Origin of the sequence: Terrabacter sp. Soil811 (assembly GCF_001429655.1) — a bacterium.
Lineage (GTDB): Bacteria > Actinomycetota > Actinomycetes > Actinomycetales > Dermatophilaceae > Terrabacter.
The window spans coordinates 732,925-756,487 of record NZ_LMSX01000008.1 but is presented as its reverse complement, the minus strand read 5'-3'; the positions used below and the strand labels follow the sequence as shown (position 1 = coordinate 756,487).

Genomic DNA, 23,563 nt, shown 5'->3' with positions numbered 1-23,563 from the left:
GCGACATCCTGCCACCCTGATCAAGCACCCTCGCGCCGGAGCCCCGGCCCGCTCTGCGAACGGCAGCGCCACGAGCTCAGGAGATGACGTCGCGCAGCGCCGCCGCGAGCCGCAGCGGGTCGTGGACCCCGGGCTCGCCCCGGGCCGCCACCGGCGCGACGACGAGCTCGGCCCCGAGCTCGGCGGCCGCCGCCCGCAGCGACGCACCGTCGGGGACGACGCTCGGGTCGGCGAGCACGACGTCGAGCCGGAGGTCGGGAGCGTTGGCGGCGAAGGACGCGAGGTGGTCCTCGGCCCGGAAGTCGCGCGTCTCCCCCTTGTGCACCTCGAGGTTGAGGTTGAGCAGTCGCTTGGCCGGCGTCGAGACGAGCGCGTCGACGAGGTCGGGCACGAGCAGGTGCGGCATGACGGACGTGAACCACGACCCGGGTCCGAGCATGACCCAGTCGGCGTCGCGGACGGCGGAGAGCGCCTCGTGGCAGGGCTCCGGACACGTCGGCACGATGCCGATCGACGACACGATGCCCGGCGACGACGCGACCCGGTGCTGCCCGCGCACGTCGACCGTGGCATCGGGGCGGGCCGGGTCATGGCCGCGGATCTCGGCCACGATCTCGAGCGGCTCGGCTGCCATCGGCAGCACCCGGCCCCGCGCGCCGAGCAGACGCCCCACGAGGTCGAGCCCCTGCACCGTGTCGCCGAGCAGCTCCCAGATCGAGACGATCATGAGGTTGCCGAGCGCATGGCCCTTGAGGTCCCCCGTGCCGGCGAAACGGTGCTGGAGCACGTCGCGCCAGGTGTGGCCCCAGTCGCTGTCGTCGCACAGCGCCGAGAGCGCCATCCGCAGGTCGCCGGGGGGCAGCACGTCGAACTCCTCGCGGAGCCGCCCGCTCGACCCGCCGTCGTCGGCGACGGTGACGACGGCGGTGACGTTGTCGGTGAGCAGCCGCAGCGCGGTCAGCGCCGCGGCCAGGCCGTGACCACCACCGAGCGCGACGATGCGCCGGTGGTGCGAGGAACCGAGGGGCAGTCGCTGGGTCGTCACCGCGGTCGTCCCGGTCACTCCCGACCCAGGTCGCGGTGGACGACGAACGTGTCGACGCGGTCCCGGCCGCCGAGCCGCCCGCTCAGCGCCTCCGCGATCGCGACGGACCGGTGCTTGCCGCCGGTGCAGCCGACGGCCACGGTGACGTAGCGGCGCCCCTCGCGGACGTAGCCGTCGATCATCGTGTCGAGCAGGTCACCGGCGCGGTCGAGGAACTCGTCGGCGCCCTCCTGCTTCATGACGAACTCGCTGACGGGAGTGTCGCGCCCGGTCAGCGCCCGCAGCTCGGGCACCCAGTAGGGGTTGGGCAGGAAGCGCATGTCGAAGACGACGTCGGCGTCGAGCGGCAGGCCGTACTTGAAGCCGAACGACATGACCGCGATGCGCAGCTGGACGCGCCGGTCGCCCGCGAAGAGCGAGGAGAGCTTGGCGCTCAGCTGGTGGACGTTGAGGCCCGAGCTGTCGATGACGACGTCAGCCGACGAGCGCAGGTCGAGGAGCAGCTCGCGCTCGCGCTGGATGCCGTCGAGGAGCCGACCCTCGCCCTGGAGCGGGTGCGGTCGGCGCACGCTCTCGAAGCGGCGGACGAGCGCCTCGTCGGTGGCGTCGAGGAAGACGAGGCTGGGACGCTCGCCGCGCTCGCGGGCCGCACCGATGGCGCCCTCGAGCTGGGCGAACCAGCCACGCGAGCGCACGTCGACGACGACGGCGACCTGCTGGAGGTGGGCCTCGGGGTGCTGGGCGCGGGCCTCGTCGCGCAGCTCGGCGAGGTGCGTGAGCAGCTGCGGTGGCAGGTTGTCGACGACGAGCCACCCGAGGTCCTCGAGGACGTTGGCGGTCGTGCTGCGTCCGGCCCCGCTCATCCCGGTGACGATGACGATCGGAGCATCGGCCAAGGGCGTCTGCGGTGTGCGCCTGGTGTCGGCGGTCATTCGAGCACTTCTCCCGTCGTGAGGTTCACGGCTGGCTCCTGGGGTGCTCCCTCAGCCAAGTGGTTGACGACGGCCGAAGCAAGCGACCGGCCGAAGCCGGGTACGGCCATGATGTCCGTTGTGTCCGCCGCGCGAAGGCGTTTGACCGAACCGAAGTGGCGCAGCAGCGCCTTCTGACGGCTCGCGCCGAGCCCGGGTATGCCGTCGAGCTGGGAGGTCGTCATCGCCTTGGACCGCCGCTGCCGGTGGAAGGTGATCGCGAAGCGGTGGGCCTCGTCGCGCAGCCGCTGGAGCAGGTAGAGCCCTTCGCTGGTGCGGGGCAGGATGACCGGGTGGTCGTCGCGCGGGACCCACACCTCCTCGAGGCGCTTGGCGAGCCCGACGAGCGCGACCTCCTCGATGCCGAGCTCGTCGAGCACGGCCTGGGCGGCGTTGACCTGCGGCAGGCCGCCGTCGACGACGACGAGGCTGGGTGGGTAGGCGAACCGTCGAGGCCGTCCGGTCTCAGGGTCGATCGGACCGGAGGCGGACGGCCCGTCGTCGTCGTCCGACGGACCCGTCGCGTCGGGGCCGGCCGCGCCGTCGGTCGCCCCGCCGACGACCCCCGTCGAGAGGTCGAGGTCACCCGCCCCCTCGGCGTCCTCGAGGTAGCGCCGGAACCGGCGGGTCAGCACCTCGCGCATCGCGGCGGTGTCGTCGACGGTGACCGGCTCGCCGTCCTCGGTGGCCGCGCCCCGGACGATGAAGCGGCGGTACTCGCTCTTGCGGGCCAGTCCGTCCTCGAAGACGACCATCGACGCGACGACGTTGGTGCCCTGGACGTGGCTGACGTCGTAGCACTCGATGCGCAGCGGTGCGTCGTCGAGGCCGAGGTAGTCCTGCAGCTCCTGCAGCGCCTTGCTGCGCAGCGTCAGGTCGCCGGCGCGGGCCACCTTGTGCCGGGCCAGCGACTGCTCGGCGTTGCGCCGGACCGTCTCGCTCAGGGTGCGCTTGTCGCCGCGTTGCGGCACGCGGACGCTGACCGCGGAGCCGCGCACCGACGACAGCCACTCGGTGACGGCCTCGGGGTCGGCCGGCAGGCTCGGGACGAGCACCTCGCGCGGGATCGCGTCGCGCTCGGCGTCGCCGTAGACCTGCAGCAGCAGGTGCTCGACGAGGGTCGCGATGTCCTCGCTCTCCTTCTCGACGACCCAGCCCCGCTGGCCGCGGATGCGTCCACCCCGGACGTGGAAGACCTGGACCGCGGCCTCGAGGTCGTCGTCGGCGAGGGCGAAGACGTCGGCGTCGGTGGCGTCACCGAGGACGACGGCCTGCTTCTCGAGCGCCTTGGTCAGGGCCCCGATGTCGTCGCGCAGCCGGGCGGCCTGCTCGAAGTCGAGCTCCGCGGCCGCTTCCTTCATGCGCGTCTCGAGGCGCTTCGCGAAGCGCGTCGTGTTGCCGCCCATGAAGTCGCAGAAGTCCTCGGCGATGGCCCGGTGCTCCTCGGGGGTGACGCGGCCGACGCACGGGGCCGAGCACTTGTCGATGTAGCCGAGCAGGCACGGTCGACCGCTCGCCGTCGCGCGCTTGAACACGCCGGACGAGCACGTGCGCAGGGGGAAGACCCGCAGCAGCAGGTCGAGGGTCTCGCGGATCGCCCAGGCATGGCCGTAGGGCCCGAAGTAGCGAGTGCCCTTGCGCTTGGCGCCGCGCATGACCTGGGCCCGCGGGAACTCCTCGCCCATCGTCACGGCGAGGAAGGGGTAGGACTTGTCGTCGCGGTACTTGACGTTGAAGCGCGGGTCGAACTCCTTGATCCAGGAGTACTCGAGCTGCAGGGCCTCGACCTCGGTGCGCACGACGGTCCACTCGACCGAGCTCGCCGTCGTGACCATCGTCGCGGTGCGCGGGTGCAGGGCCGTGATGTCCTGGAAGTAGGACGACAGCCGCGGGCGCAGCGACTTGGCCTTGCCGACGTAGATGACCCGGCCGTGCGCGTCGCGGAAACGGTAGACGCCCGGGTCGGTCGGGATCTCTCCCGGCTTGGGTCGGTAGGTCGTCGGGTCCGCCACGTTCCCACCCTATGTCGGCCCGCCGACGCCGCCGCAGGGCGTCCTCGCGTATGCCGTGTCGGCGGATCCGTGACCGCGCCCGGAGGGTGCTGGGCCCGGACGCACGACGCCCGGCCGGGCGCCGAGGGGGCACCGACCGGGCGGCATACGACAGCGGGTGACGCTCAGCTGACGGTGAACGTGTCACCGGTGACGGTGATGGTCTTGGCGGTCAGGCCGGTGGGTGCCGGGCCGGACACGCGGTCGCCGGTCGTGGCGTCGAAGTGGCTCTGGTGACAGGGGCAGATGATCTGGCCGCCCTCGACGGAGGCGACGGTGCAGCCCTGGTGGGGGCACACCGCGTCGAACGCCTTGAACGTGCCCGCCGCCGGCTGGGTGACGACGGTCTTGGTGTCGGCGAAGATCTTGCCGCCGCCGACGGGGATCTCGGACGTCGGGGTGCCACCGGCGGCGGCCGAGCTCGCCCCGGCGGACGGGGCCGCCGCAGCGCTGCTCGACGACGAGTCGGCCGGAGCCGTCGGGACGGGCGGGCTGCTGCAGGCGGCGAGCGCCCCGGCCCCGACGACGACCCCGGCGACCCGGAGGACGCCGCGGCGGTCGGTGAGCACGGAGATGCGGTCGCCGCGGCTCGGCTCGGCCGTGCCGCTGGACGGGCCGGTGGACGGGCCGGCGGCTGGGAGGTCGGACGGAGTGGTGGGCGGAGTGTCGGAGGTGCTCGTGCTGCTGGTCGGCTCGGTGGTGCTGGAGTGCGTGCGCTGGGTCATGCGTTCCTCTTCCGGGTCGTGGTCGACCTCGTCTTGCTCACGGTGGTGCTCGACGTGGTCTTCTTCGCAGCGGCGGTGGTGGCACCTCCTCGTGCGCGTCCGCTCGCCTTCGGTGCCGTGGCTGCCTTCGTTGCCTTCGTCGTCGTCTGTGCCTTCACGGTGCGCGCCGTCGATGTGCCCGCGCCGTCAGCGCGCTGTGAGCCGGCCGAGCCCGCCGCGCCCGCAGAGGCCAGGGCCTTCTTCGCGCGGGTGCGTGCCGGGCCGCGGCTCGTCGTGCGGGCCGTCCGCTCGAGGATCGGCTTGAGGAACCGGCCGGTGTGGCTGGCGGCCACCTCGGCGACGTCCTCGGGCGTGCCCTCCGCGATGACCATGCCACCGCCGGAGCCGCCCTCGGGCCCCATGTCGATGATCCAGTCGGCGTTCTTGATGACGTCGAGGTTGTGCTCGATGACGATGACGGTGTTGCCCTTGTCGACGAGGCCCTGGAGCACGTCGAGGAGCTTGCGGATGTCCTCGAAGTGCAGGCCGGTGGTCGGCTCGTCGAGGACGTAGATGGTGCGTCCGGTGGAGCGCTTCTGCAGCTCGCTGGCGAGCTTGACGCGCTGGGCCTCACCACCGGAGAGGGTCGGCGCCGGCTGGCCGAGGCGCACGTAGCCCAGGCCGACGTCGTTGAGGGTCTTGAGGTGACGCGCGATCGCGGGGACCGCCTCGAAGAACGTGGCGGCCTCCTCGATCGGCATGTCGAGCACGTCCGCGATCGTCTTGCCCTTGAAGTGCACCTCCAGCGTCTCCCGGTTGTACCGGGCCCCGTGGCACACCTCGCACGGGACGTAGACGTCGGGCAGGAAGTTCATCTCGATCTTGATCGTGCCGTCGCCGGAGCACGCGTCACAGCGGCCGCCCTTGACGTTGAAGGAGAACCGGCCCGGCTGGTAGCCGCGCACCTTGGCCTCCGTCGTCTCGGCAAAGAGCTTGCGCATGTTGTCGAAGACGCCGGTGTAGGTCGCGGGGTTCGACCGGGGGGTGCGCCCGATCGGGCTCTGGTCGACGTGCACGACCTTGTCGAGATGGTCGAGGCCCGTGACGGACTTGTGCCGTCCGGGCACGTGGCGGGCACCGTTGAGCTTGTTGGCGAGGACGTTGTAGAGGATGTCGTTGACGAGCGTCGACTTGCCGGAGCCCGACACGCCGGTGACGGCCACGAGGTTGCCGAGCGGGAAGTTCACCGAGACGTTCTGGAGGTTGTTCTCGCGGGCGCCGTTGACGGTGATCTGGCGTCCGTCGTGGCCGCGGCGCACGTCGGGAGACGGGATCTCGCGACGGCCCGAGAGGTACATGCCGGTCAGCGAGTCGGGATGCTCGAGCAGTCCCTTGACGGTGCCGGAGTGCACGACGTGGCCGCCGTGCTCACCGGCACCCGGGCCGATGTCGACGACCCAGTCGGCCGTCGCGATGGTGTCCTCGTCGTGCTCGACGACGATGAGCGTGTTGCCGAGGTCACGCAGGCGCGTCAGCGTCTCAATGAGGCGGTGGTTGTCGCGCTGGTGCAGGCCGATCGAGGGCTCGTCGAGGACGTAGAGCACCCCGACGAGGCCGGAGCCGATCTGGGTCGCGAGCCGGATGCGCTGGGCCTCGCCACCGGACAGGGTGCCGGCGGGGCGGTCGAGCGAGAGGTAGTCGAGGCCGACGTCGAGCAGGAAGCCGAGCCGCGCGTCGATCTCCTTGATGACGCGCTCGGCGATCTGCTTCTCGCGCGCCGTGAAGTCGACGGTGTCGAGGAAGCCGGCCGCCTCGTTGATGGCGAGCCCGCAGACCTCGGAGATGTTCTTGCCACCGACGAGCACGGCCAAGGACTCGGGCTTGAGGCGCGCGCCCTTGCAGACCGGGCACGGGACCTCGCGCATGAAGCCCTCGTAGCGGTCGCGGCTCCACTCGGAGTCGGTCTCGGAGTGGCGGCGCTTGATGAAGGGCACGACGCCCTCGAAGCCGGTCGTGTAGGAGCGGTCGCGGCCGTAGCGGTTCTTGTACTTGACGTGGACCTTGTAGTTCTGGCCGTGCAGCAGCGCCTCCTTGGCGCGGGCCGGCAGCGCCCGGAACGGCGCGTCCATCGAGAACTTCATGTCCTCGCCGAGCGCGCCCATGACGCGCTGGAAGTACTCGGCCGAGCCCGACCCCTGCGCCCATGGGGCGATGGCGCCCTCGGCGAGCGACAGGTCGTCGTCGGGCACGACGAGCTCGGGGTCGACCTCGAGCTCGGTGCCGATGCCGGTGCACTCGGTGCAGGCGCCGAACGGCGAGTTGAAGGAGAACGAGCGCGGCTGGATCTCGTCCATGCCGAGCGGGTGGTTGTTGGGACAGGCCATCTTCTCGGAGAAGCGGCGCTCGCGGTCCTTGTCCTTGGCGTCGCGGTCGACGAAGTCGATGATGACCACGCCGCCGGCGAGGCCGAGGGCCGTCTCGACGGAGTCGGTGAGGCGACGCTTCGAGCCGGCGTCGTCGCCCTTGGCGACGAGGCGGTCGACGACGACCTCGATCGTGTGCTTCTTCTGCTTCTCGAGGGCGGGGGGCTCGGCGAGGGACACGACCTCGCCGTCGACCCGGGCGCGCGAGAAGCCCTTCGTCTGGAGCTCGGCGAAGAGGTCGACGAACTCGCCCTTGCGGCCCTGCACGACGGGCGCGAGCACCTGGAAGCGGGTGCGGTCCTCGAGGGTCAGGAGCTGGTCGACGATCTGCTGCGGCGACTGCCGGGTGACGGGCTCACCGCAGACGGGGCAGTGCGGCCGGCCCGCGCGGGCGAAGAGCAGGCGCAGGTAGTCGTAGACCTCGGTGATGGTGCCCACGGTCGAGCGAGGGTTGCGGTTGGTCGACTTCTGGTCGATGGAGACCGCGGGCGAGAGCCCCTCGATGAAGTCGACGTCGGGCTTGTCCATCTGCCCGAGGAACTGCCGGGCGTACGCCGACAGCGACTCGACGTAGCGACGCTGCCCCTCCGCGAAGATCGTGTCGAACGCGAGGCTCGACTTGCCCGACCCCGAGAGCCCGGTGAAGACGATGAGGCTGTCGCGTGGGAGGTCGACGGACACGTCGCGCAGGTTGTGCTCGCGCGCGCCGCGGACGACGAGGGAATGGGCGTTGCCGGTGGGCGTAGCAGTCACGCGCAACATGCTAGGTGGGGTGACCGACAGTCCCCCCATCGGCGGCTCAAGGCTGGACATGACTCGGACGTACCCACCCCGCCACACGCCCGGGCGACGGGAGCGCCGGACCCGGCAGGACGGCATACTCGCAGTCATGAGTGAGCCCGTGCCCACCCCGATCGAGGACTACGCCGTGCTCGGCGACCTCGGCACCGCCGCCCTCGTGAGCCGCAAGGGCTCCGTCGACTGGCTGTGCCTCCCCCGTTTCGACTCGCGCGCCTGCTTCTCGGCGCTGCTCGGCACGCCGGACCACGGTCGCTGGCTCATCACGCCGGTCGACCCGGACGCGGTCACGACCCGCCGCTACGTCGGCAACTCGTTCGTCCTCGAGACGATCCACGAGACGCCCACCGGCCGGGTCCGCGTCACCGACGTCATGCCGCTCGGCGACGGTCGCTCCGACCTCCTGCGCCGCATCGAGGGCGTCGAGGGCACGGTCCGGATGGTCCACGAGTGGACGGTGCGCTTCAACTACGGCCGCACCCGCCCGTGGGTGATGCGCCACACCGAGGACCGCGAGGACCACACCGACGAGATCATCACGGCCATCGCCGGCCCCGACATGCTCGTCCTGCGCGGCGCGCGGCTCCCCCACGCCCAGGACGGCCACCACGTCGACGAGTTCGACGTCGTAGCCGGGCAGACGTTCACCTTCTCGACGACGTGGTTCCGCAGCCACGAGGAGATTCCGCCGCCGCTGCGGGTCCGCGCCCGGATCGACGAGACGATCGCGCTGAGCGAGGAGTACGCCTCCCGCAGCGACTACGCCGGCCCCTACGAGGACGCGGTCACGCGCTCGCTGCTCGTGCTGCGCGGCCTGACCCACCAGTCGACCGGTGGGATCGTCGCCGCCGCCACGACGTCGCTGCCGGAGGAGTTCGGGGGCGAGCGCAACTGGGACTACCGCTTCTGCTGGCTGCGCGACGCCGCGCTGACGCTCGAGGCCCTCCTCGGCTGCGGCTACGTCGAGGAGACCGAGCTGTGGCGGGCGTGGTTGCTGCGCGCCGTCGCCGGTGACCCCGAGGACATGCAGATCATGTACCGCGTCGACGGCGGCCGTGACCTCCCCGAGCGGGTGCTCGAGCACCTGCCCGGGTATGCCGGGTCGCGCCCCGTGCGCGTCGGCAACGCGGCCGTCGAGCAGCGCCAGACCGACGTGCTCGGCGAGGTGATGATCTCGCTCGACCACGCGCGGTCGAAGGGACTCGAGGAGAACGACGACTCCTGGCACCTGCAGCGGGCGCTCGTCAACCACCTCGCCCAGCACTGGGAGGAGGCCGACAACGGCCTCTGGGAGATCCGGGGCCCGCTGCGGCACTTCACCCACTCGCGCGTCATGGTGTGGGCCGCCTTCGACCGTGCGATCCGCGCCGTCGAGCAGCACGGCGTCGAGGGGCCCGTCGAGCACTGGCGCGAGCTGCGCGACCAGGTGCGCGAGGAGGTCATGACGAAGGGCTTCGACACCGAGCGCAACACCTTCGTCCAGCACTACGACACCACCGAGGTCGACGCGTCCCTGCTCACGCTCTCGTCGATCGGCTTCGTCGACGGTGACGACCCGCGGATGCTCGGCACCATCGCTGCCGTCGAGTCCGACCTGCTGCGCGAGGGACTCGTGATGCGCTACCGCACCGACACGGGGGTCGACGGTCTCGCGGGCGACGAGCACCCCTTCCTGGCGTGCTCCTTCTGGCTCGTGACCGCCTACGCGAAGGCGGGTATGACGACGGAGGCCACCGAGCTGATGGACCGGCTCGTGGGCCTGACCAACGACGTCGGACTGCTCTCCGAGGAGTACGACCCGATCGCGAAGCGCATGGTGGGCAACTTCCCGCAGGCGTTCTCGCACCTGACGCTCGTCGGCGCCGCCCTCGCCCTCGCCAGGGCCTCGGGCGCGGCGTCCGACTCGGAGACGGAGAAGCAACCCGGGAGGGCCACGGCATGAGGCACGCCGACGTGACACCCGCGCTCGTCGCGGCCGAGACCGACAGGGTCGCCTCGACGGCGGCCTCCTTCCGCAACGACGCGGTGCTCGCGCCGTCGCTCTGCGCGGGCTGGTCGCGCGGCCACGTGCTCGCGCACCTCGCTCGCAACGCCGACGCCCTCGCGCGCGTGTGCGACGTCGCGCTGACCGGCACCGCCGACACGATGTACGACGACGTCGAGTCGCGTGACACCGACATCGAGCGCGGCGCCCGACGGTCGGCGCACGACCACGCGACCGACATCCGCGACACGGCGGCCCGCCTTGCCGAGCGGCTCGAGGCCCTCCGCCCCGAGCACGCCGGGGTCCGCGTCGAGCGCACCCCGGGCGGCTTCCCGATCCCGGTCGGGATGGTCCCGTTCATGCGGCTGCGCGAGGTCGTCTACCACCACGTCGACCTCGACGCCGGCTACACCTTCGCGAGCGCCCCGCCAGAGGTCGTGTCGCTCTTCCTGCGCGACGCCGCCAACCGCCTCGCGCACGACGACGCTCCCCCGTCGCTGCACGTCGTGACGGCCGCGGGCGACGAGCACGTCGTCGGTGACGGTGCGACGCGGGTGACCGGGTCAGCCGCCGACGTGCTGCTGTGGCTCGCCCGCGGACACACCGACGGCGTGACCTTCGACGGCCCCGTCCCGACCCTGCCCTTCGGAGGCTGACGATGACGCACACGCCCCATGACGCCTACTCCGGTCACGTCACCGCGGGCGGGCCGGCCGGCGTCCGGGAGCTGCCCGACCTCACGATCCGCAAGCTCGAGGTCGGCGGCTTCGGCAACAACGCCTACCTGCTGACCTGTCGCGCCACCGGGGCGCAGCTGCTCGTCGACGCGGCGGCGGAGCCCGAGCGACTGCTCGAGCTCGTGTCCACCGGAGGCGGTGGCCTCGACACCGTCGTCACGACGCACCAGCACCACGACCACGTCGGTGCGCTCGCCGAGGTCGTCGCGGCGACGGGCGCCCGCACCGTCGCCGGCGCCGAGGACGCCGACGCGCTGCCCGTGCCGGTCGACGAGCGCGTCGGCCAGGCCGACAGCGTGTCCGTCGGCGACGTGACCCTCGACGTCGTCCACCTGCGGGGACACACGCCGGGGTCGATCGCGCTCGCCTACGCCGACCCCGCGCCGGGCGGGCACACCCACCTCTTCACCGGCGACAGCCTCTTCCCCGGCGGCATCGGCAACACGAAGAACCCCGGGCAGAGCTTCGACTCGCTCATCGAGGACGTCACGACCCGCGTCTTCGACGTCTACGACGACGACACGTGGTTCTACCCCGGCCACGGCGACGACTCCACCCTCGGCGCGGAGCGGCCGCACCTGGGCGAGTGGCGCGCCCGCGGCTGGTGACCGCCTGACGTGGCGGGACGGCATACGCCATCGGTGACCACACGCTGACGACGCGATGGCGTATGCCGTCCCGCCGGCCCGGTGGTCAGGGCGCGGGAGCGTGGGCGGCGTGGACCGGGAGGCGCACGCGCATGCGGGTGTCGCCCGGCCGTGACTCGATCTCGATCGCCCCGCCGTGGCGATCGACGACGATGCGGTGGGCGATGTCGAGGCCGAGGCCGGTCCCGCGGCCGACGTCCTTGGTCGTGTAGAACGCCTCGAACGCGCGCTGCTGCACCTCCGGGCTCATCCCCGCGCCGGTGTCCGCGACCTCGACGACGACGGACTCCGCGTCGAGGCGCGTCGTGACGGTGAGGGTGCCGACGCCGTCCATGGCGTCGACGGCGTTGTCGACGAGGTTGGTCCAGACCTGGTTGAGCTCGCCCGGCATCCCGTCGACGAGCGGCACGTCAGCGCCCCAGTCGCGCACCACCGTGATGCCCGGACGGAGCCGAGGACCCATGACGAGCAGGGTGCTCTCGAGCCCCTCTCGGACGTCGACCCGCTGGTGCGAGGCGCGGTCCATCTGCGAGTAGGACTTGATGCCGGCGACGAGCTCGGACACGCGGCGGGTCGACTCGCGCACCTCGCCGAGGAGCGATGAGACGTCGATGGTGCGGGCCACCCAGCCGAGACAGGCGCCGAGCCCGTGGGACGGTGCCGCGGCGGCGGCCCGCTCGACCCAGCCGACGTCGGCGCCGGCGGAGACGAGGGACGCGGCGAGCTCCCACGGCCGCTCGACCCCGGCCCGGTCGAGCCACTCCCCCAGGTCCTCCTCGCGGTCGGCCGTCTCGAGCGGGTCGGGCAACGTCGTCGGCGGCACGAGCTCGCGGCGCAGCGCGTCGAGCTCACCGAACTGGGTCGCGGTCAGGCCGGCCGTCGCCATCTGGCGCAGGGCATCGAGCAGACCGTCGCAGGCGTGCTCCAGCTCGGCGGACGACCGGGCCGCGGCAGCCGCGGGGTTGTTGATCTCGTGGGCCAGCCCGGCCGCGAGCGTCCCGAGCGTGACGAGCCCGCTGCGCTGGCGGGCCGTCGCCTCGATCGACCGCGCCGTGCCGTAGAGGCCGGCGACGAGGTGCGCGGCGAAGGGGAACCACACGTTCGCGAGCTCGTGGAGGCGCTCGGCCGGGACCCGCAACAGCCGCCCGGGCGCGACGCCACGGGCCGTCGCGAGGTAGACCCCGTGCTCGTCCCAGGCCCGGAACCCACCGGCCCAGCGACCCGGTACGTCCATGCGGCCGACGACGACGTCCTCTCGCCCGATGTGACGCGAGAGGTCGAGCGTCCCGTCCACGACGACCCACCAGAAGTCGGCCCGGTCACCCTCCAGCCAGACCACCTCGCCGGGGACGATCGGCACCTCGGCGCCGCCGTCGAGCAGCTGCAGCAGCTGGTCGTCGTCCAGTCCGTCGAAGAGCGGCACCGTGCGGAGGTCGGAGAGCTCGAGCATCGCGGGTCCCGTCTGCCGGTCAGATCGTGGCGAGGTAGCGGTGGACGAAGTAGACCGACATCGAGCCCTCGCCGACGGCGGACGCGACGCGCTTCATCGAGTCCGAGCGCACGTCGCCCGCCGCGAAGACCCCAGGCAGGCTCGTCTCCAGGGCGAACGGTGGGCGGGACAACGGCCAGCCGTGCGCCTGCTGCCCGGTGACGAGGTCGTGGCCGGTGACGACGAAGCCGTGCTCGTCACGTGCGACGTCGGCGCCGAGCCAGTCGGTGCGCGGCGAAGCGCCGATGTAGACGAAGAGCCAGGCGGCCTCGACCTCCGTCGTGGCGCCGGTGTGCCGGTCCGAGAGGGTCAGCCGCTCCAGGTGGCCGTCGCCGTCCGCGCCGACGACCTCGGTGCGACACAGGACGCGGATGCGCTCGTCGGCGCGGATCCGCGTGACGAGGTACTGCGACATGCTCGCCTCGAGCGACTCGCCGCGGACGACGAGTGTGACGCGCCTGGCGTGGCGGGCGAGGTTGAGCACCGCCTGGCCGGCCGAGTTGGCGGCGCCGACGACGTAGACCTCGTCCCCCGCACACGCCGCCGCCTGGCCGGCGTTGGACCCGTAGTGCACGCCACGTCCCGAGAGGGCGTCGATGCCACGGGCGTCGAGGCGTCGGTAGGACACGCCGGTCGCGAGGACGACGCTGCGCGCCTCGATGTCGTCGGCTCCGTCGAGGCGGACGGCACGGACCGGTCCGCGCTGCTCGAGCGCCATGACGTCCCGGGCGAGCACCATCTCGGCGCCGAAGCGGCGGGCCTGGGTGATCGCCCGCTGCGCGAGGTCGGCACCGGAGAGGCCACGCGGGAAGCCGAGGTAGTTCTCGATCGCCGCGCTCTGCCCGGCCTGCCCGCCGGGGGCGTCGTGCTCGACGACCACGGTGCTCAGGCCCTCGGACGCGGCGTAGACCGCGGCGGCGAGCCCTGCCGGTCCGCCGCCGACGATGCAGAGGTCGTAGAGGGCGCGCTCGGCCTGGGTGCGCAGCCCCAAGGCCGACGCGACGGCGACCGTTGTCGGGGCGCGGAGGGTGTCGCCGTCGGGGACGAGGACGAGCGGGAGGTCCTCCGGCCCGGCGCCCGCGAGGTCGCGCAGGTGAGCCCCCTCCTCGTCGCGCTCCACGTCGAGCCAGACGTACGGCACGTGGTTGTTGGCGAGGAACGTCTTGACGAGGTGGCTCGCCTCGGACCACCGGTGGCCCACGACGCGGACGTCGAACCCGCGCTCCGGGTGGGCGTTGTGCCAGTCGGAGAGCAGGTCGTCGACGACGGGGTAGAGCCGGTCCTCGGGCGGGTCCCACGGCTTGAGGAGGTAGTGGTCGAGCCCGATGTCGTTGATGGCCGAGATCGCGACGTCCGTGTCGGCGTACGCCGTGAGCAGCAGGAGCTTGGCGTCCGGGACGTCGACCCGCACCCGGGCCAGCAGCTCGATGCCCGTCATCCCGGGCATCCGCTGGTCGGACGCGACGAGCGCGAGGGGCTGGCCGCGCAGGACGAGGCGGGCCACGAGGTCGAGCGCCTCGGCCCCGGAGGAGGCGCGCAGGATGCGGTGCTCGGCGCCGTAGCGGGCCCGCAGGTCCCTGGCGATCGCGGCCGAGACCGGCGCGTCGTCGTCCACGGTGATGATCGCGGGTCTCGCCACGCGCTCAGCGTACGAGCGGGATCCGGCGCGCGGGGGCGAGTTGGGGCGGTTCACCCCGTCGAGGTGAGCGGGACGAGACGGGCGGACCGGCGCAGGGTGTCACGAACCGGGCACACGCGAACCGGTGGCCAGTGGCCTCGGGCGGCACCCGGGTCGCGGCCACGGGCCGTCCGGCTACTGGGCGTCCTCGAGGTCCGACGTCGCGTCGGGGTCGAACTCCGCGATGAGCGACTCGAGCTCGGACCGGAGGAAGTCGAGGTCCGGCGGGACGTTGGTCAGCAGAAGGTGGCGCCGCGGGTTGCCCGCGACGGAGAGGCCGACGCCGAGGCGCGAGCGGCCGTGGCGTTCGCGCCAGGCTCGCTCCAGGCGGGGGCCACCGATCCAGTCGACGGGGGCGTGGAGCCAGCCCTGGACGTCGACGAGGTCGCCGTCGGGGCCGTGACGGCGGTTCTTCGGGGGATCGAATCCCTCCAGGGTGATTCGCTCTTCCATACTCCTGACGGTACGGCTCCGGGAGCCCGCGGACCAGTACCTCACCGAGGTCCACACCGATTCGTGAGGGAAGAGACAGGGAGGTATCAGGCAGCGGACCGCCGGCCACTGACCGGCACCCGTGCGAAGGAGTCACCCATGTCCGTCACCACCCCTGTCGTCAGCCAGGAGTCCGAGCGCTACGTCGCGCTCGCCGCCACCCACGCCAGCCTGCTGCTCAGCGTCGACGCGCTCCCGCGCTCGATCTCGGGCGCGGAGGTCGAGTCGGCAGCGACCCCGGTGCACGACCTGTCGGGAGACGTTCTCTTCTGGCGGGCCCGTCTCGGGGGCAGGAAGGCTCGTGGCTACCTCGACGTCGCGGCGAGCCCCGCGATGGGCGCCGTCCTCGTCGCCGCCTCGCCCGATGCCGTCTGGGAGCCCGAGCGCCTCGTCGAACAGGCCCTCGAGGTGCTCGCCAAGCAGAACGACGGCACGCAGGTGGAGGTCGACGAGGTGCGCTTCGTGGACTACAGCCACCCGAAGCTCGCCCTCCAGCTCCGGCGCGAGGGGCGCGAGGTCGCGATGCTCGAGCTGCACACGTGGGAGGTCGTGCCGTCGGCGAGCAAGCGCGAGCGCGGCGCGCCGCCGGCCGACTTCGAGCGCTGGTCCTTCCTCGGCAGCCTCACCGCGAAGGCTCGCGAGTCCCGGGCCGCGCGCTACGACACCGCGGTCGGCGAGCTGTCGCGGCTCGTCGAGCGCCTCGACCGGGACCGCTTCACGATCTCCGTCGTCGACACCGTCGACATCCTGCTGCGCACGCGGCGCCGGGACCTGCACTACACCACGCGCAACAGCGACCACCAGGTCTGCTACGAGCTGCGGGGCCAGCAGACCAACGTGTGGTGCGTCGCCGCGAGCGTGCAGATGCTGCTCGACTTCTACCGCTACGAGTACGACCAGGTGCGGGTCGCCGCCGAGCTCGGTCTCGGCACGCCGTCGAGCCCGACGGGTCTGCCCTACGCGAACGACGCACTCGTCGTCACGGTCCTCGAGCGGCTCAGCAGCAACGCCCTCGACGCGACGATGTTCACGACGAACCCGTTCTCGCGTTTCGTCAACGAGATCAACGCCAACCGGCCGCTCGTCAGCTTCGTGCCGGGCCACTCGCGCACCGTCGTCGGCTACTCCGAGACGGGGTGGCTGCTGCTGACGGCCACGGACCGTGGGCTCACCGTCTTCGACCCGTGGCCGCCGAGCTCCGGCGTCGTCACGCGGTGGGAGAACTTCGACGTGACGACCTACCGCCGCACCTTCACCGCGCAGGTCACACTGGCCTGATGGAGCGCGACGCCGACCGGCCGGGCGAGACACCCGACGACGGGTCGAGTCTCGCCGAGCGCGCCCGGGCGGCGACCCAGCAGCTCGTCGCGGACGCGAGCCGGGTCGGTCCACTCGTGCACCGTCGGGGCGTCATCGGCCGCCCGGTGTCGGTCCGGGCACCGGCTCCGCCAGGCGCGTCGGCCGACCCCGTGGCCGAGGTCGGGCGCTGGTTCGTGCCCGTCACCGCCGGCGAGCGCCTCGTCGGTTTCGCGCTCGTCGACGTCGCGACGTCTCCGCCACGCACGGAAGGCGCCGACGGCCGCGAGCCCGCTGCACGCGTACGCCGGTGGTCGACGTTCCAGCGTCACGAGGGCGACCTCGAGTCGTGCCCGCCGGCGCTGCTCTGGACCGACCCGACGACCATCACCGCCACGGCGATGGCTGCCACCGGTGCCGGCGAGGGCGCCCGCACGGCCGAGCCGGTCCTCACGTGGGAGCGGACACCGGAGCACCTCGTGTGGGAGGTGACCGTCGACGGTCGGCCCGTTCACGTCGCGGGGTCCAGCGCCTGGCCGGCGTGAGCGAGGCCGGGAGCCGGGTGCGAGGATGACGGGCGTGAGCTCGTCCGTCGCCGTCCACGCCGTCACCGCCACCCACCTCGTCCGCGTCCCCGTGACGACGGTCTGGTCCAGCCCGGGGAGCCCGCGCCCCGTCGACGCGCCCGTCGTCGCCGACGAGCCCGATGCCGCGGCGTGGCTCGCCGCGCTCGACGCACGCCCCGCCGACGACGAGTCCGGCGACGGAAGGCTCGGCCTGCACGGCCGGGTCGAGTCGCAGCTGCTGGCCGGGGAGCCCGTCGTCGTGACCGCGACCAACGAGTCGGGCACGTGGTCCCACGTCGTGGCACCGTGGCAGCTCTCCCCCAAGGACGACCGCGGCTACCCGGGGTGGGTGCCCTCGGCGCACCTGACGCCGGCGGCCGAGACCCTCGTGGAGGGGCCGACGCCCGTCATCGACGCGTCCGCCGGGGCGGACCGTGACGACACGCACCCGTCCGTCGCCGAGGCCCGCCGCCATCTCGGGCTGCCCTACCTGTGGTCCGGCGTGTCCCCCCTCGGCTTCGACTGCTCTGGTCTCGTGCTGCACACGTGGCGCCTCCTCGGGGTCGTCGTGGCCCGCGACGCGTACGCCCAGGCGGAGCTCGCGACGCCGGTCGAGGTCGACGCCGTGCAGGCGGGCGACCTCTACTTCTTCGCCCGGCCGGGCAGGCGGATCCACCACGTGGGCATCGTCGTGCGACCCGGGCGGATGGTCCACGCCTCGGAGACCGGAGGCGTGCTCGTCGAGGAGGACCTGCCCGCCGACCGCCTCGCCACCCTCGTCGCCGCCGGGCGCCTGCCGATGCCGTGAGCGTCGACCACCGCAGCGCTCCCCTGCTCGTCCTCGGCGGTGTCGTCTCCGTCCAGTTCGGTGGCGCCTTCGCCGCCACGCTCGTCCCCCGCATCGGGGCACCCGGCTCGGTGCTGCTTCGCCTCTTCTTCGCGATGGTCATCCTGTATGCCGTCGCGCGGCCTGCGTGGCGCGGTCGCAGCCGGTCCGACTGGGGCACCGTCGTGCTCTTCGGGCTGGCGCTCGCGGCGATGAACACCTCGTTCTACGCCTCCCTGGCCCACCTTCCCATCGGCGTGGCCGTGACGATCGAGTTCCTCGGCCCGCTGGGCCTCGCGGCCGCGCTGAGCCGTCGGCCGCGGGACGTCCTGGCAGTCGCCGCGGCAGCCCTCGGCGTCGTGCTCGTCTCCGGCGTGCTGCACACGTCGTGGGACCGGCTCGACCTCGTGGGCGTCGGTTTCGCGGCGCTCGCGGGCGTCTTCTGGGCGGCCTACATCGTCCTCAGCCAGCGCACCGGGAAGGCCTTCGGGGGGCTCGACGGGCTCGCCCTCGCCCTCATCGTGTCGACGGTCGCGGTCGCGCCGCTCGGGCTGACGTCGGTCGACCGCTGGACGCCGCGGGACGTCGCGCTCGGTCTCGGCATCGCCGTCCTGTCCTCCGTGCTGCCCTACTCCCTCGAGCTCGTCGCCCTGCGCCATCTCGCGCAACGGGTGTTCGGCATCCTGCTCAGCCTCGAGCCCGTCGTCGCAGCCCTCGCGGGGTTCGTCGTCCTCGACCAGGTGCTCGACCGAGGGCAGGTGGCCGGTATGGCGCTCGTCGTCCTCGCCAGCGTCATCGTCCTCGGCGCCCAGTCGCGTCCCGAGTCACCGGACGCCGCGATGGGCCCGGGCTGATGCGCCACGGCGCCTTCCGCTTGACCTCAAGTCCACGTGAGGTCCTACCGTCGCCGGATGACCTCGAGCACGATGCGCCCTGACACCGACGCGGCCGTCCCCGACGCAGGCGGCGGCATCCTGGCCCCCGCGCTGCGGGCCACGACCATCGGCGTCATCGCCCTCGTCTCCCTGCACGCCTTCGAGGCACTCGCCCTGACGACCGTCATGCCGACGATCGCCCGCGAGCTCGACGGCGCGTCCCTGTATGCCATGGCCTTCACGGCCACGCTCGCATCGGGGATCGTCAGCATCGTGTGGTCCGGCAACCTCGCCGACCGTCGCGGACCCCGGCCGCCCCTGCTCATCGGGCTGGTGCTCTTCGCCGCCGGTCTCGTCGTCGCGGGTCTGGCTCCGTCGATGGGACTGCTCGTGGCAGCCCGTGTCGTGCAGGGCCTCGGGGCAGGCATGACGAGCACCGCGCTCTACGTCCTCGTGACCCGGGTCTACCCGCAGCGGCTGCACACGGCGATCCTCGCCGGCTTCTCGGCCGCCTGGGTCGTGCCGTCGATCGCCGGCCCCTTCGTGGCCGGCCTCATCACCCAGACGATCGGCTGGCGCTGGGTCTTCGGGCTGGCCCTCGTCGTCCTCGTCGTGGCAGCCGTGCTGCTCGGCCGCATCATCACGGGACTGCGGCAGGACGTCGTCGACGTGCCGTGGCGGTGGCGGTCGATCGCCGCGTCGGTCGTGCTCGCCGTCGCCGTGCTCGGTCTCAACGCGGTCGCCGACCGGCTCGACCCGTGGGGCATCACCCTGGCCGTGATCGCCCTCGTCGTCGTGGGCCTCACCCTGCTGCCGCTCACGCCGCACGGGACGTTGCGGGCCGCCCGGGGGCTGCCGACCGATGTCGCGCTGCGTGCCCTCGCCTTCGCCGCGTTCAGCGGCGCCGAGGTCTACCTGCCGCGCCTGCTGACCGAACGCGACGGCCTCAGCCCCAGCCTCGCCGGCGTCGCCCTCACCGTCACGGGTGTCACGTGGTTCGCCGGGTCGTGGGTCCAGGGCCGCTGGGACCGCCGTTTCGAGATCGGTCGCACGGCAGCCGTCTCCCTCGCCGCGATCGCCCTCGCCCTCCTCGCCCTCGCTGGTGCCGTGGCGCTCGACGCGCCGACGTGGGTCGTCATCGCGCTCTTCCCCGTCGTCGGCCTCGGGATCGGGACCCTCTACCCACGCGTGACGGCCCAGGCTCTCTCGCGCGCCGGGTCCACCGAGCAAGGTTTCGTCAGCTCGGCCCTGCAGATCGGCGACTCGTCCGGGGCCGCGACGGCGATCGCCCTCTCGGCCATCGTCTTCGCCGGGGCCGGCTCGGCCGTCCCCGGGGCGTATGCCGCCGTCTTCGCCGTCATGGCCGTCCCCGCCCTGCTCGGCTGGGTCGTCGCCCACCGCGTCCGCTGACGACTCCGGGCTGTCGGGGCTGTCGGGGCTGTCGGAGCGGTCGGACGGCTGTCGTCCTTGGGGGCCTCGGCCGACTCCGGAACCGGCGCCTCCCCCCTGTCACACGTGCGGACGGCGACAGGGGGGACGCGCCGCAGGTCAGAGGATGTAGCCGCTGGAGGCACTCCAGATGGCGTGGGTGCGGCAGTTGGAGTCGGCGTACTCCTTGGACGTCGACTCGAAGACGGAGTAGAGACGGTTGACCGAGGAGCCCGCCGACTGCGGCGCCCAGACGATCCCTTCCATCATCGGCAGCGTGTTGTGGCTCGTGCGCGCACCCGTCGACCGCACCTGCGTCGTGACCTTGCTCAGGTTGTCCCGACCCCACGAGCGGCTGAAGACGAATCGGCTGCTCGTGACCTGCACGCCCTGGACGATGGTCGGGGTGGAGTAGGACGCGTTGGGGGTCAGCGTCACGACGCCCGCGGCGGACGTCGGGTAGCGACGCATGACGTTGTTGTAGAAGTCGCCGACGAAGAGAGAGCCACCGTCGTAGTCGACGTACGACGCCCGCGTCAGGCTGTTCAAGGTGTATCGCGCGGCGTAGCCGACGGCCTTGCGCGTGCCGGCGGGCACGGCACGGATGCGGTCGATCGGGATGCGGTAGATCCGCGCACCGCCGACGCTGTCGGCGACGTAGAGGTTGCCGCGCCCGATCGTGAGACCGCCTGCATGTCCCGTCTTGGGAACGCCGCTCAGCTCGATGGTCTTGACCCACGCGGACGTCGAGCGCTTGTAGACGACGACGCGCGGCACCTCGGCGGCGTCACGGTGGTACATCGAGACGTACAGGTAGTCGCCGGCGGAGTCGTACGTCATCCCCTGCGGCACCCAGTTGGTGTCCTTGTAGGCGCCGAGCGTGTGGCCCGACCAGTTGTCGAACGCGTTGAGCTGCGGGTCGGCGCAGCTGCTGACCTTGGCGAAGCCGACCGGGTCGGCAGCCGTGGCCGGCGATGCGGCGACGACGCCGAGCGTCGATGCGAGCGTCAGCGCGAGCCCAGCGGCGGCGGTGCGCAGTCGTGTCCTCATGAGGTTCCCCTGTCGTCGTCGGAGGACCTCTTCCCCCGATGCTCGGACCCTACCCGCGGCCAACGCCCACGGGCGGGAACGTCAGGAGGCAATCCCGGGAGCGGTGGTCACGGACGGTGGTCCGCGTGCTGGACCTCCTCCGGCGGCAGGCTGCGTCCGGCCGCTCGGCTGCCGAGGAACGCAGGAGCCGCGTCGATCTCGACATCGTCGGGCTCGGCGCGACGATCGCGACAGCGCGCTTCGGTACCGTCGCATCATGCCCATCAAGCTCGAGAACGTCGGCATCGCGGTGGACGACCTGGAGGCGGCGATCGCCTTCTTCACCGACCTCGGACTGACGGTGGTCGGTCGGGACACGGTCAGCGGCGAGTGGACCGACACCGCCGTGGGACTCGATGGCAACCACGCCAGGATCGCCATGCTCCAGACGCCGGACGGGCATGGTCGCCTCGAGCTCTTCGAGTACATCCACCCCATCGCCATCGCGACGACGCCCACCCTGCCCAACGAGATCGGGATGCACCGGGTCGCCTTCTCGGTCGACGACATCGACGAGGCGCTCGCGATCGCTGCACGGCACGGGTGCCATCCGCTGCGCGGCGTGGCGACCTACGAGGACGTCTACACGCTGACCTACGTCCGCGGACCCAGCGGCATCATCGTCATGCTGGCCCAGGAGCTCAAGGGCACGTGATGCCAGCGTCCTTCCCGTCGACGCAGGGGCGCTGCCAATGCACGGCGGAGGAGGCGTCCGGGCGCGCCGACGTGACGCGCCCGCCGGCCGGGTGGTCGACGGCGCGTCGTGACGGCATACGTCAGCGCTGGTCGTGCCTGGCGCGGGGAGTGGTCATGCCTTCCTCGGCCGGGAGCCCGGCGGAGGCGTCCCGGGCCACGTCGGGAGCCTCGGTGTCGCCCTCCGCGACGCCGTCGACGGGGGCAGTGCCGTTCGCGGCCTCGAGCTTCGCGTCCCGGCTGGACTTCCAGAGGCTCGCGACGGTGGTGACGCCGAGGATCAGGACGATCGCACCGAGCGAGACGATGATCGGGATGTCGGGGACGCTCTCGATCGGCTGGCCGCCGTTGATGAACGGCAAATTGTTCTCGTGCATCGCGTGCATGACGAGCTTGACGCCGATGAAGGCGAGCAGGACCGCGAGGCCGATGCTGAGGTAGACGAGCTTCTTGAGCAGGCCGCCGATGAGGAAGTAGAGCTGACGCAGTCCCATCAGGGCGAAGATGTTGGCCGTCAGGACGAGGTACGGCTCGTTGGTCAGGCCGTAGATCGCCGGGATCGAGTCGAGTGCGAAGAGCAGGTCGGTCGTACCCAGGGCCAGGATGACGATGAGCATCGGGGTGATGAGGCGCTTGCCGTTCTCGATCACCGTCAGGCTCGTGCCGTGCCACTCCTTGGTCGCCGGGAAGCGCTTCTCGACCCAGAGCAGGAAGCGGTTCTCGTGGTACTCGTCGTCGTCGCTCTCCCCGCCGGTCGCGAGCTTGATCGCCGTGTAGACGAGGAAGGCGCCGAAGATGTAGAAGACCCACGCGTACGCGTTGATGACGACGGCGCCGAGCCCGATGAAGATGCCGCGCAGGATGATCGCGATGACGATTCCGACCATGAGCGCCGACTGCTGGAGCTTCTTCGGCACCTTGAAGCTGCCCATGATGAGCAGGAAGACGAAGAGGTTGTCGACGGACAACGAGTACTCGGTGAGCCAACCGGCGTAGAACTCCCCGGCGTACTGCCCGCCCCACTCGAACCAGATGAAGAGTCCGAAGAGCACGGCGAGGGCGACGAAGAAGGCCAGGTGCCTCCCGGCCTCGGCCATCGACGGGACGTGGGGTCGTCGTGCGATGACGAAGACGTCGACGGCGAGGAACACGGTCATCAGACCGATGGTGAGGAACCAACCCCACACGGGAACGTTCATGGGCACAACCTTCCGGTCACCAGAGCAGTAACCGGAGGTCTCTCCCGCCCGGCGTGGTGCCGGACCGACGGGACCGGGAGCGGCGGTGAGACCCACTCCGTGATGACGAGCCCGTCGTGTCGGGGATACTCCCCTCCGTGAACGCCTGAGTCTTTCACTCCGAGCGGCGCTCCTCAAATCGGTCCGCCCCGTGAGCACGACGGGTGGCGGGTCGCATGGCGCTCAGCCGACCGTCCCGGGGCGCCTGCCGCGCGGCAGGCCCGAGACGACGATCTCGTAGGAGGTCTCGATCGCCTCGAGGAGCTCGTCGGGGTCGATCGCCCCCGTCGTGCGCAGGGTGTTCCATCCGTGCCGGCCGATGTAGGCCATGACCGAGGCGTCGTCGGGGTAGCGCAGCAGCCACTCGTCGGCCTCGGTGCGGCTGCGGGCGCTCTTGACCCCGATCGAGTCGTCGCCGAGGAAGACGAAGATCTTGTCGCCGACCTTGGCGACGGTGTCGCCGTCCCACGGCGAGTCCTCCCACGCCCCGGGCAGCGCGAGGGCGGCCGCGCGGAGCCGTGCCGCCACGCCGG

General features: G+C 72.0%; 20 protein-coding genes. 9 read left to right on the top strand and 11 right to left on the bottom strand.

The window, feature by feature from the left end; all coding sequences use genetic code 11:
- Nucleotides 1–76 precede the first annotated feature (76 nt).
- From ASH01_RS13860 to uvrA, 5 genes are all read right to left on the bottom strand, one after another.
- Entirely contained in the window at nucleotides 77–1,063 is a 987-nt protein-coding gene (locus ASH01_RS13860) for a gluconeogenesis factor YvcK family protein (RefSeq protein ID WP_082619834.1), read from the bottom strand.
- On the bottom strand, nucleotides 1,060–1,977 hold the full coding sequence (rapZ, locus tag ASH01_RS13855; RefSeq protein WP_056776719.1) for an RNase adapter RapZ: 918 nt from the start codon (nucleotides 1,975–1,977) through the stop codon (nucleotides 1,060–1,062). Before rapZ ends, ASH01_RS13860 begins: the two co-directional genes overlap by 4 nt.
- Nucleotides 1,974–4,028: an excinuclease ABC subunit UvrC gene (gene uvrC, locus ASH01_RS13850; RefSeq protein WP_056776716.1), complete on the bottom strand. Its 2,055-nt coding sequence runs from the start codon at nucleotides 4,026–4,028 to the stop codon at nucleotides 1,974–1,976. Before uvrC ends, rapZ begins: the two co-directional genes overlap by 4 nt.
- Before the next feature lie 164 nt (nucleotides 4,029–4,192).
- On the bottom strand, nucleotides 4,193–4,792 hold the full coding sequence (locus ASH01_RS13845) for a Rieske (2Fe-2S) protein (RefSeq protein ID WP_082619833.1): 600 nt from the start codon (nucleotides 4,790–4,792) through the stop codon (nucleotides 4,193–4,195).
- Complete coding sequence (uvrA, locus tag ASH01_RS13840) at nucleotides 4,789–7,956, bottom strand: excinuclease ABC subunit UvrA (RefSeq protein WP_056776713.1); 3,168 nt, start codon at nucleotides 7,954–7,956, stop codon at nucleotides 4,789–4,791. Before uvrA ends, ASH01_RS13845 begins: the two co-directional genes overlap by 4 nt.
- Before the next feature lie 127 nt (nucleotides 7,957–8,083).
- Here uvrA and ASH01_RS13835 point away from each other — a divergent pair, with 127 nt between their 5' ends.
- The 3 genes from ASH01_RS13835 to ASH01_RS13825 are packed head-to-tail and all read left to right on the top strand — an operon-like array spanning nucleotide 8,084 to nucleotide 11,321.
- Nucleotides 8,084–9,934 (top strand): glycoside hydrolase family 15 protein, encoded by a 1,851-nt coding sequence (locus tag ASH01_RS13835; protein WP_056776710.1) that lies wholly within the window; start codon nucleotides 8,084–8,086, stop codon nucleotides 9,932–9,934.
- On the top strand, nucleotides 9,931–10,632 hold the full coding sequence (locus tag ASH01_RS13830) for a maleylpyruvate isomerase family mycothiol-dependent enzyme (protein ID WP_056776707.1): 702 nt from the start codon (nucleotides 9,931–9,933) through the stop codon (nucleotides 10,630–10,632). Before ASH01_RS13835 ends, ASH01_RS13830 begins: the two co-directional genes overlap by 4 nt.
- A 2-nt stretch (nucleotides 10,633–10,634) precedes the next feature.
- The gene (locus ASH01_RS13825; protein ID WP_056776704.1) at nucleotides 10,635–11,321 is read left to right on the top strand and encodes an MBL fold metallo-hydrolase; all 687 of its coding nucleotides are present in this window, start codon (nucleotides 10,635–10,637) and stop codon (nucleotides 11,319–11,321) included.
- An 85-nt stretch (nucleotides 11,322–11,406) separates the two neighbouring features.
- Here ASH01_RS13825 and ASH01_RS13820 read toward each other — a convergent pair whose 3' ends face one another.
- The 3 genes from ASH01_RS13820 to ASH01_RS13810 form a co-directional block, all read right to left on the bottom strand.
- A complete protein-coding gene (locus tag ASH01_RS13820) occupies nucleotides 11,407–12,810 on the bottom strand; it encodes an ATP-binding protein (protein ID WP_056776701.1) in 1,404 nt (467 codons plus the stop codon).
- 19 nt (nucleotides 12,811–12,829) lie between these two features.
- Complete coding sequence (locus ASH01_RS13815) at nucleotides 12,830–14,488, bottom strand: FAD-dependent oxidoreductase (RefSeq protein WP_056777733.1); 1,659 nt, start codon at nucleotides 14,486–14,488, stop codon at nucleotides 12,830–12,832.
- A 174-nt stretch (nucleotides 14,489–14,662) separates the two neighbouring features.
- Entirely contained in the window at nucleotides 14,663–14,980 is a 318-nt protein-coding gene (locus ASH01_RS13810) for a hypothetical protein (protein WP_056776698.1), read from the bottom strand.
- A 138-nt stretch (nucleotides 14,981–15,118) separates the two neighbouring features.
- Here ASH01_RS13810 and ASH01_RS13805 point away from each other — a divergent pair, with 138 nt between their 5' ends.
- The 5 genes from ASH01_RS13805 to ASH01_RS13785 are packed head-to-tail and all read left to right on the top strand — an operon-like array spanning nucleotide 15,119 to nucleotide 19,992.
- Nucleotides 15,119–16,297 carry a C39 family peptidase gene (locus ASH01_RS13805; RefSeq protein ID WP_056776695.1) on the top strand — a complete coding sequence of 393 codons (1,179 nt, stop codon included), beginning with the start codon at nucleotides 15,119–15,121 and terminating at the stop codon, nucleotides 16,295–16,297.
- Entirely contained in the window at nucleotides 16,297–16,860 is a 564-nt protein-coding gene (locus ASH01_RS13800; RefSeq protein WP_056776691.1) for a hypothetical protein, read from the top strand. Before ASH01_RS13805 ends, ASH01_RS13800 begins: the two co-directional genes overlap by 1 nt.
- A gap of 34 nt (nucleotides 16,861–16,894) precedes the next feature.
- Nucleotides 16,895–17,689 (top strand): C40 family peptidase, encoded by a 795-nt coding sequence (locus tag ASH01_RS13795; RefSeq protein WP_056776689.1) that lies wholly within the window; start codon nucleotides 16,895–16,897, stop codon nucleotides 17,687–17,689.
- A complete protein-coding gene (locus ASH01_RS13790; protein WP_056776686.1) occupies nucleotides 17,686–18,561 on the top strand; it encodes an EamA family transporter in 876 nt (291 codons plus the stop codon). Before ASH01_RS13795 ends, ASH01_RS13790 begins: the two co-directional genes overlap by 4 nt.
- Before the next feature lie 57 nt (nucleotides 18,562–18,618).
- Nucleotides 18,619–19,992 (top strand): MFS transporter, encoded by a 1,374-nt coding sequence (locus ASH01_RS13785; protein ID WP_082619830.1) that lies wholly within the window; start codon nucleotides 18,619–18,621, stop codon nucleotides 19,990–19,992.
- Nucleotides 19,993–20,130: 138 nt separating this feature from the next.
- On the opposite strand, the gene ASH01_RS13780 is transcribed toward ASH01_RS13785, so the two are convergent.
- Entirely contained in the window at nucleotides 20,131–21,060 is a 930-nt protein-coding gene (locus ASH01_RS13780) for a hypothetical protein (RefSeq protein ID WP_056776683.1), read from the bottom strand.
- A gap of 256 nt (nucleotides 21,061–21,316) precedes the next feature.
- Between ASH01_RS13780 and ASH01_RS13775 the strand changes: the two genes are divergently transcribed.
- Nucleotides 21,317–21,754, top strand: a complete 438-nt coding sequence (locus ASH01_RS13775; protein ID WP_056776679.1) for a VOC family protein — start codon at nucleotides 21,317–21,319, stop codon at nucleotides 21,752–21,754.
- A gap of 121 nt (nucleotides 21,755–21,875) precedes the next feature.
- On the opposite strand, the gene ASH01_RS13770 is transcribed toward ASH01_RS13775, so the two are convergent.
- Together ASH01_RS13770 and ASH01_RS13765 are read right to left on the bottom strand one after the other, a co-directional pair.
- Nucleotides 21,876–22,991, bottom strand: coding sequence for a TerC family protein (locus tag ASH01_RS13770; RefSeq protein ID WP_056776677.1), 1,116 nt, complete (start codon nucleotides 22,989–22,991; stop codon nucleotides 21,876–21,878).
- Nucleotides 22,992–23,213: 222 nt separating this feature from the next.
- Entirely contained in the window at nucleotides 23,214–23,558 is a 345-nt protein-coding gene (locus ASH01_RS13765) for an MmcQ/YjbR family DNA-binding protein (RefSeq protein WP_056777727.1), read from the bottom strand.
- Nucleotides 23,559–23,563: the final 5 nt, after the last annotated feature.

What these genes read in the sequence shown, in the direction of transcription:
- rapZ (WP_056776719.1), bottom strand. Translation starts at nt 1,977, where the DNA reads ATGACCGCCGACACCAGGCGCACACCGCAGACGCCCTTGGCCGATGCT.
- ASH01_RS13845 (WP_082619833.1), bottom strand. Translation starts at nt 4,792, where the DNA reads ATGACCCAGCGCACGCACTCCAGCACCACCGAGCCGACCAGCAGCACG.
- uvrA (WP_056776713.1), bottom strand. Translation starts at nt 7,956, where the DNA reads ATGTTGCGCGTGACTGCTACGCCCACCGGCAACGCCCATTCCCTCGTC.
- ASH01_RS13835 (WP_056776710.1), top strand. Translation starts at nt 8,084, where the DNA reads ATGAGTGAGCCCGTGCCCACCCCGATCGAGGACTACGCCGTGCTCGGC.
- ASH01_RS13830 (WP_056776707.1), top strand. Translation starts at nt 9,931, where the DNA reads ATGAGGCACGCCGACGTGACACCCGCGCTCGTCGCGGCCGAGACCGAC.
- ASH01_RS13825 (WP_056776704.1), top strand. Translation starts at nt 10,635, where the DNA reads ATGACGCACACGCCCCATGACGCCTACTCCGGTCACGTCACCGCGGGC.
- ASH01_RS13820 (WP_056776701.1), bottom strand. Translation starts at nt 12,810, where the DNA reads ATGCTCGAGCTCTCCGACCTCCGCACGGTGCCGCTCTTCGACGGACTG.
- ASH01_RS13810 (WP_056776698.1), bottom strand. Translation starts at nt 14,980, where the DNA reads ATGGAAGAGCGAATCACCCTGGAGGGATTCGATCCCCCGAAGAACCGC.
- ASH01_RS13805 (WP_056776695.1), top strand. Translation starts at nt 15,119, where the DNA reads ATGTCCGTCACCACCCCTGTCGTCAGCCAGGAGTCCGAGCGCTACGTC.
- ASH01_RS13800 (WP_056776691.1), top strand. Translation starts at nt 16,297, where the DNA reads ATGGAGCGCGACGCCGACCGGCCGGGCGAGACACCCGACGACGGGTCG.
- ASH01_RS13785 (WP_082619830.1), top strand. Translation starts at nt 18,619, where the DNA reads ATGACCTCGAGCACGATGCGCCCTGACACCGACGCGGCCGTCCCCGAC.
- ASH01_RS13780 (WP_056776683.1), bottom strand. Translation starts at nt 21,060, where the DNA reads ATGAGGACACGACTGCGCACCGCCGCCGCTGGGCTCGCGCTGACGCTC.
- ASH01_RS13775 (WP_056776679.1), top strand. Translation starts at nt 21,317, where the DNA reads ATGCCCATCAAGCTCGAGAACGTCGGCATCGCGGTGGACGACCTGGAG.
- ASH01_RS13770 (WP_056776677.1), bottom strand. Translation starts at nt 22,991, where the DNA reads ATGAACGTTCCCGTGTGGGGTTGGTTCCTCACCATCGGTCTGATGACC.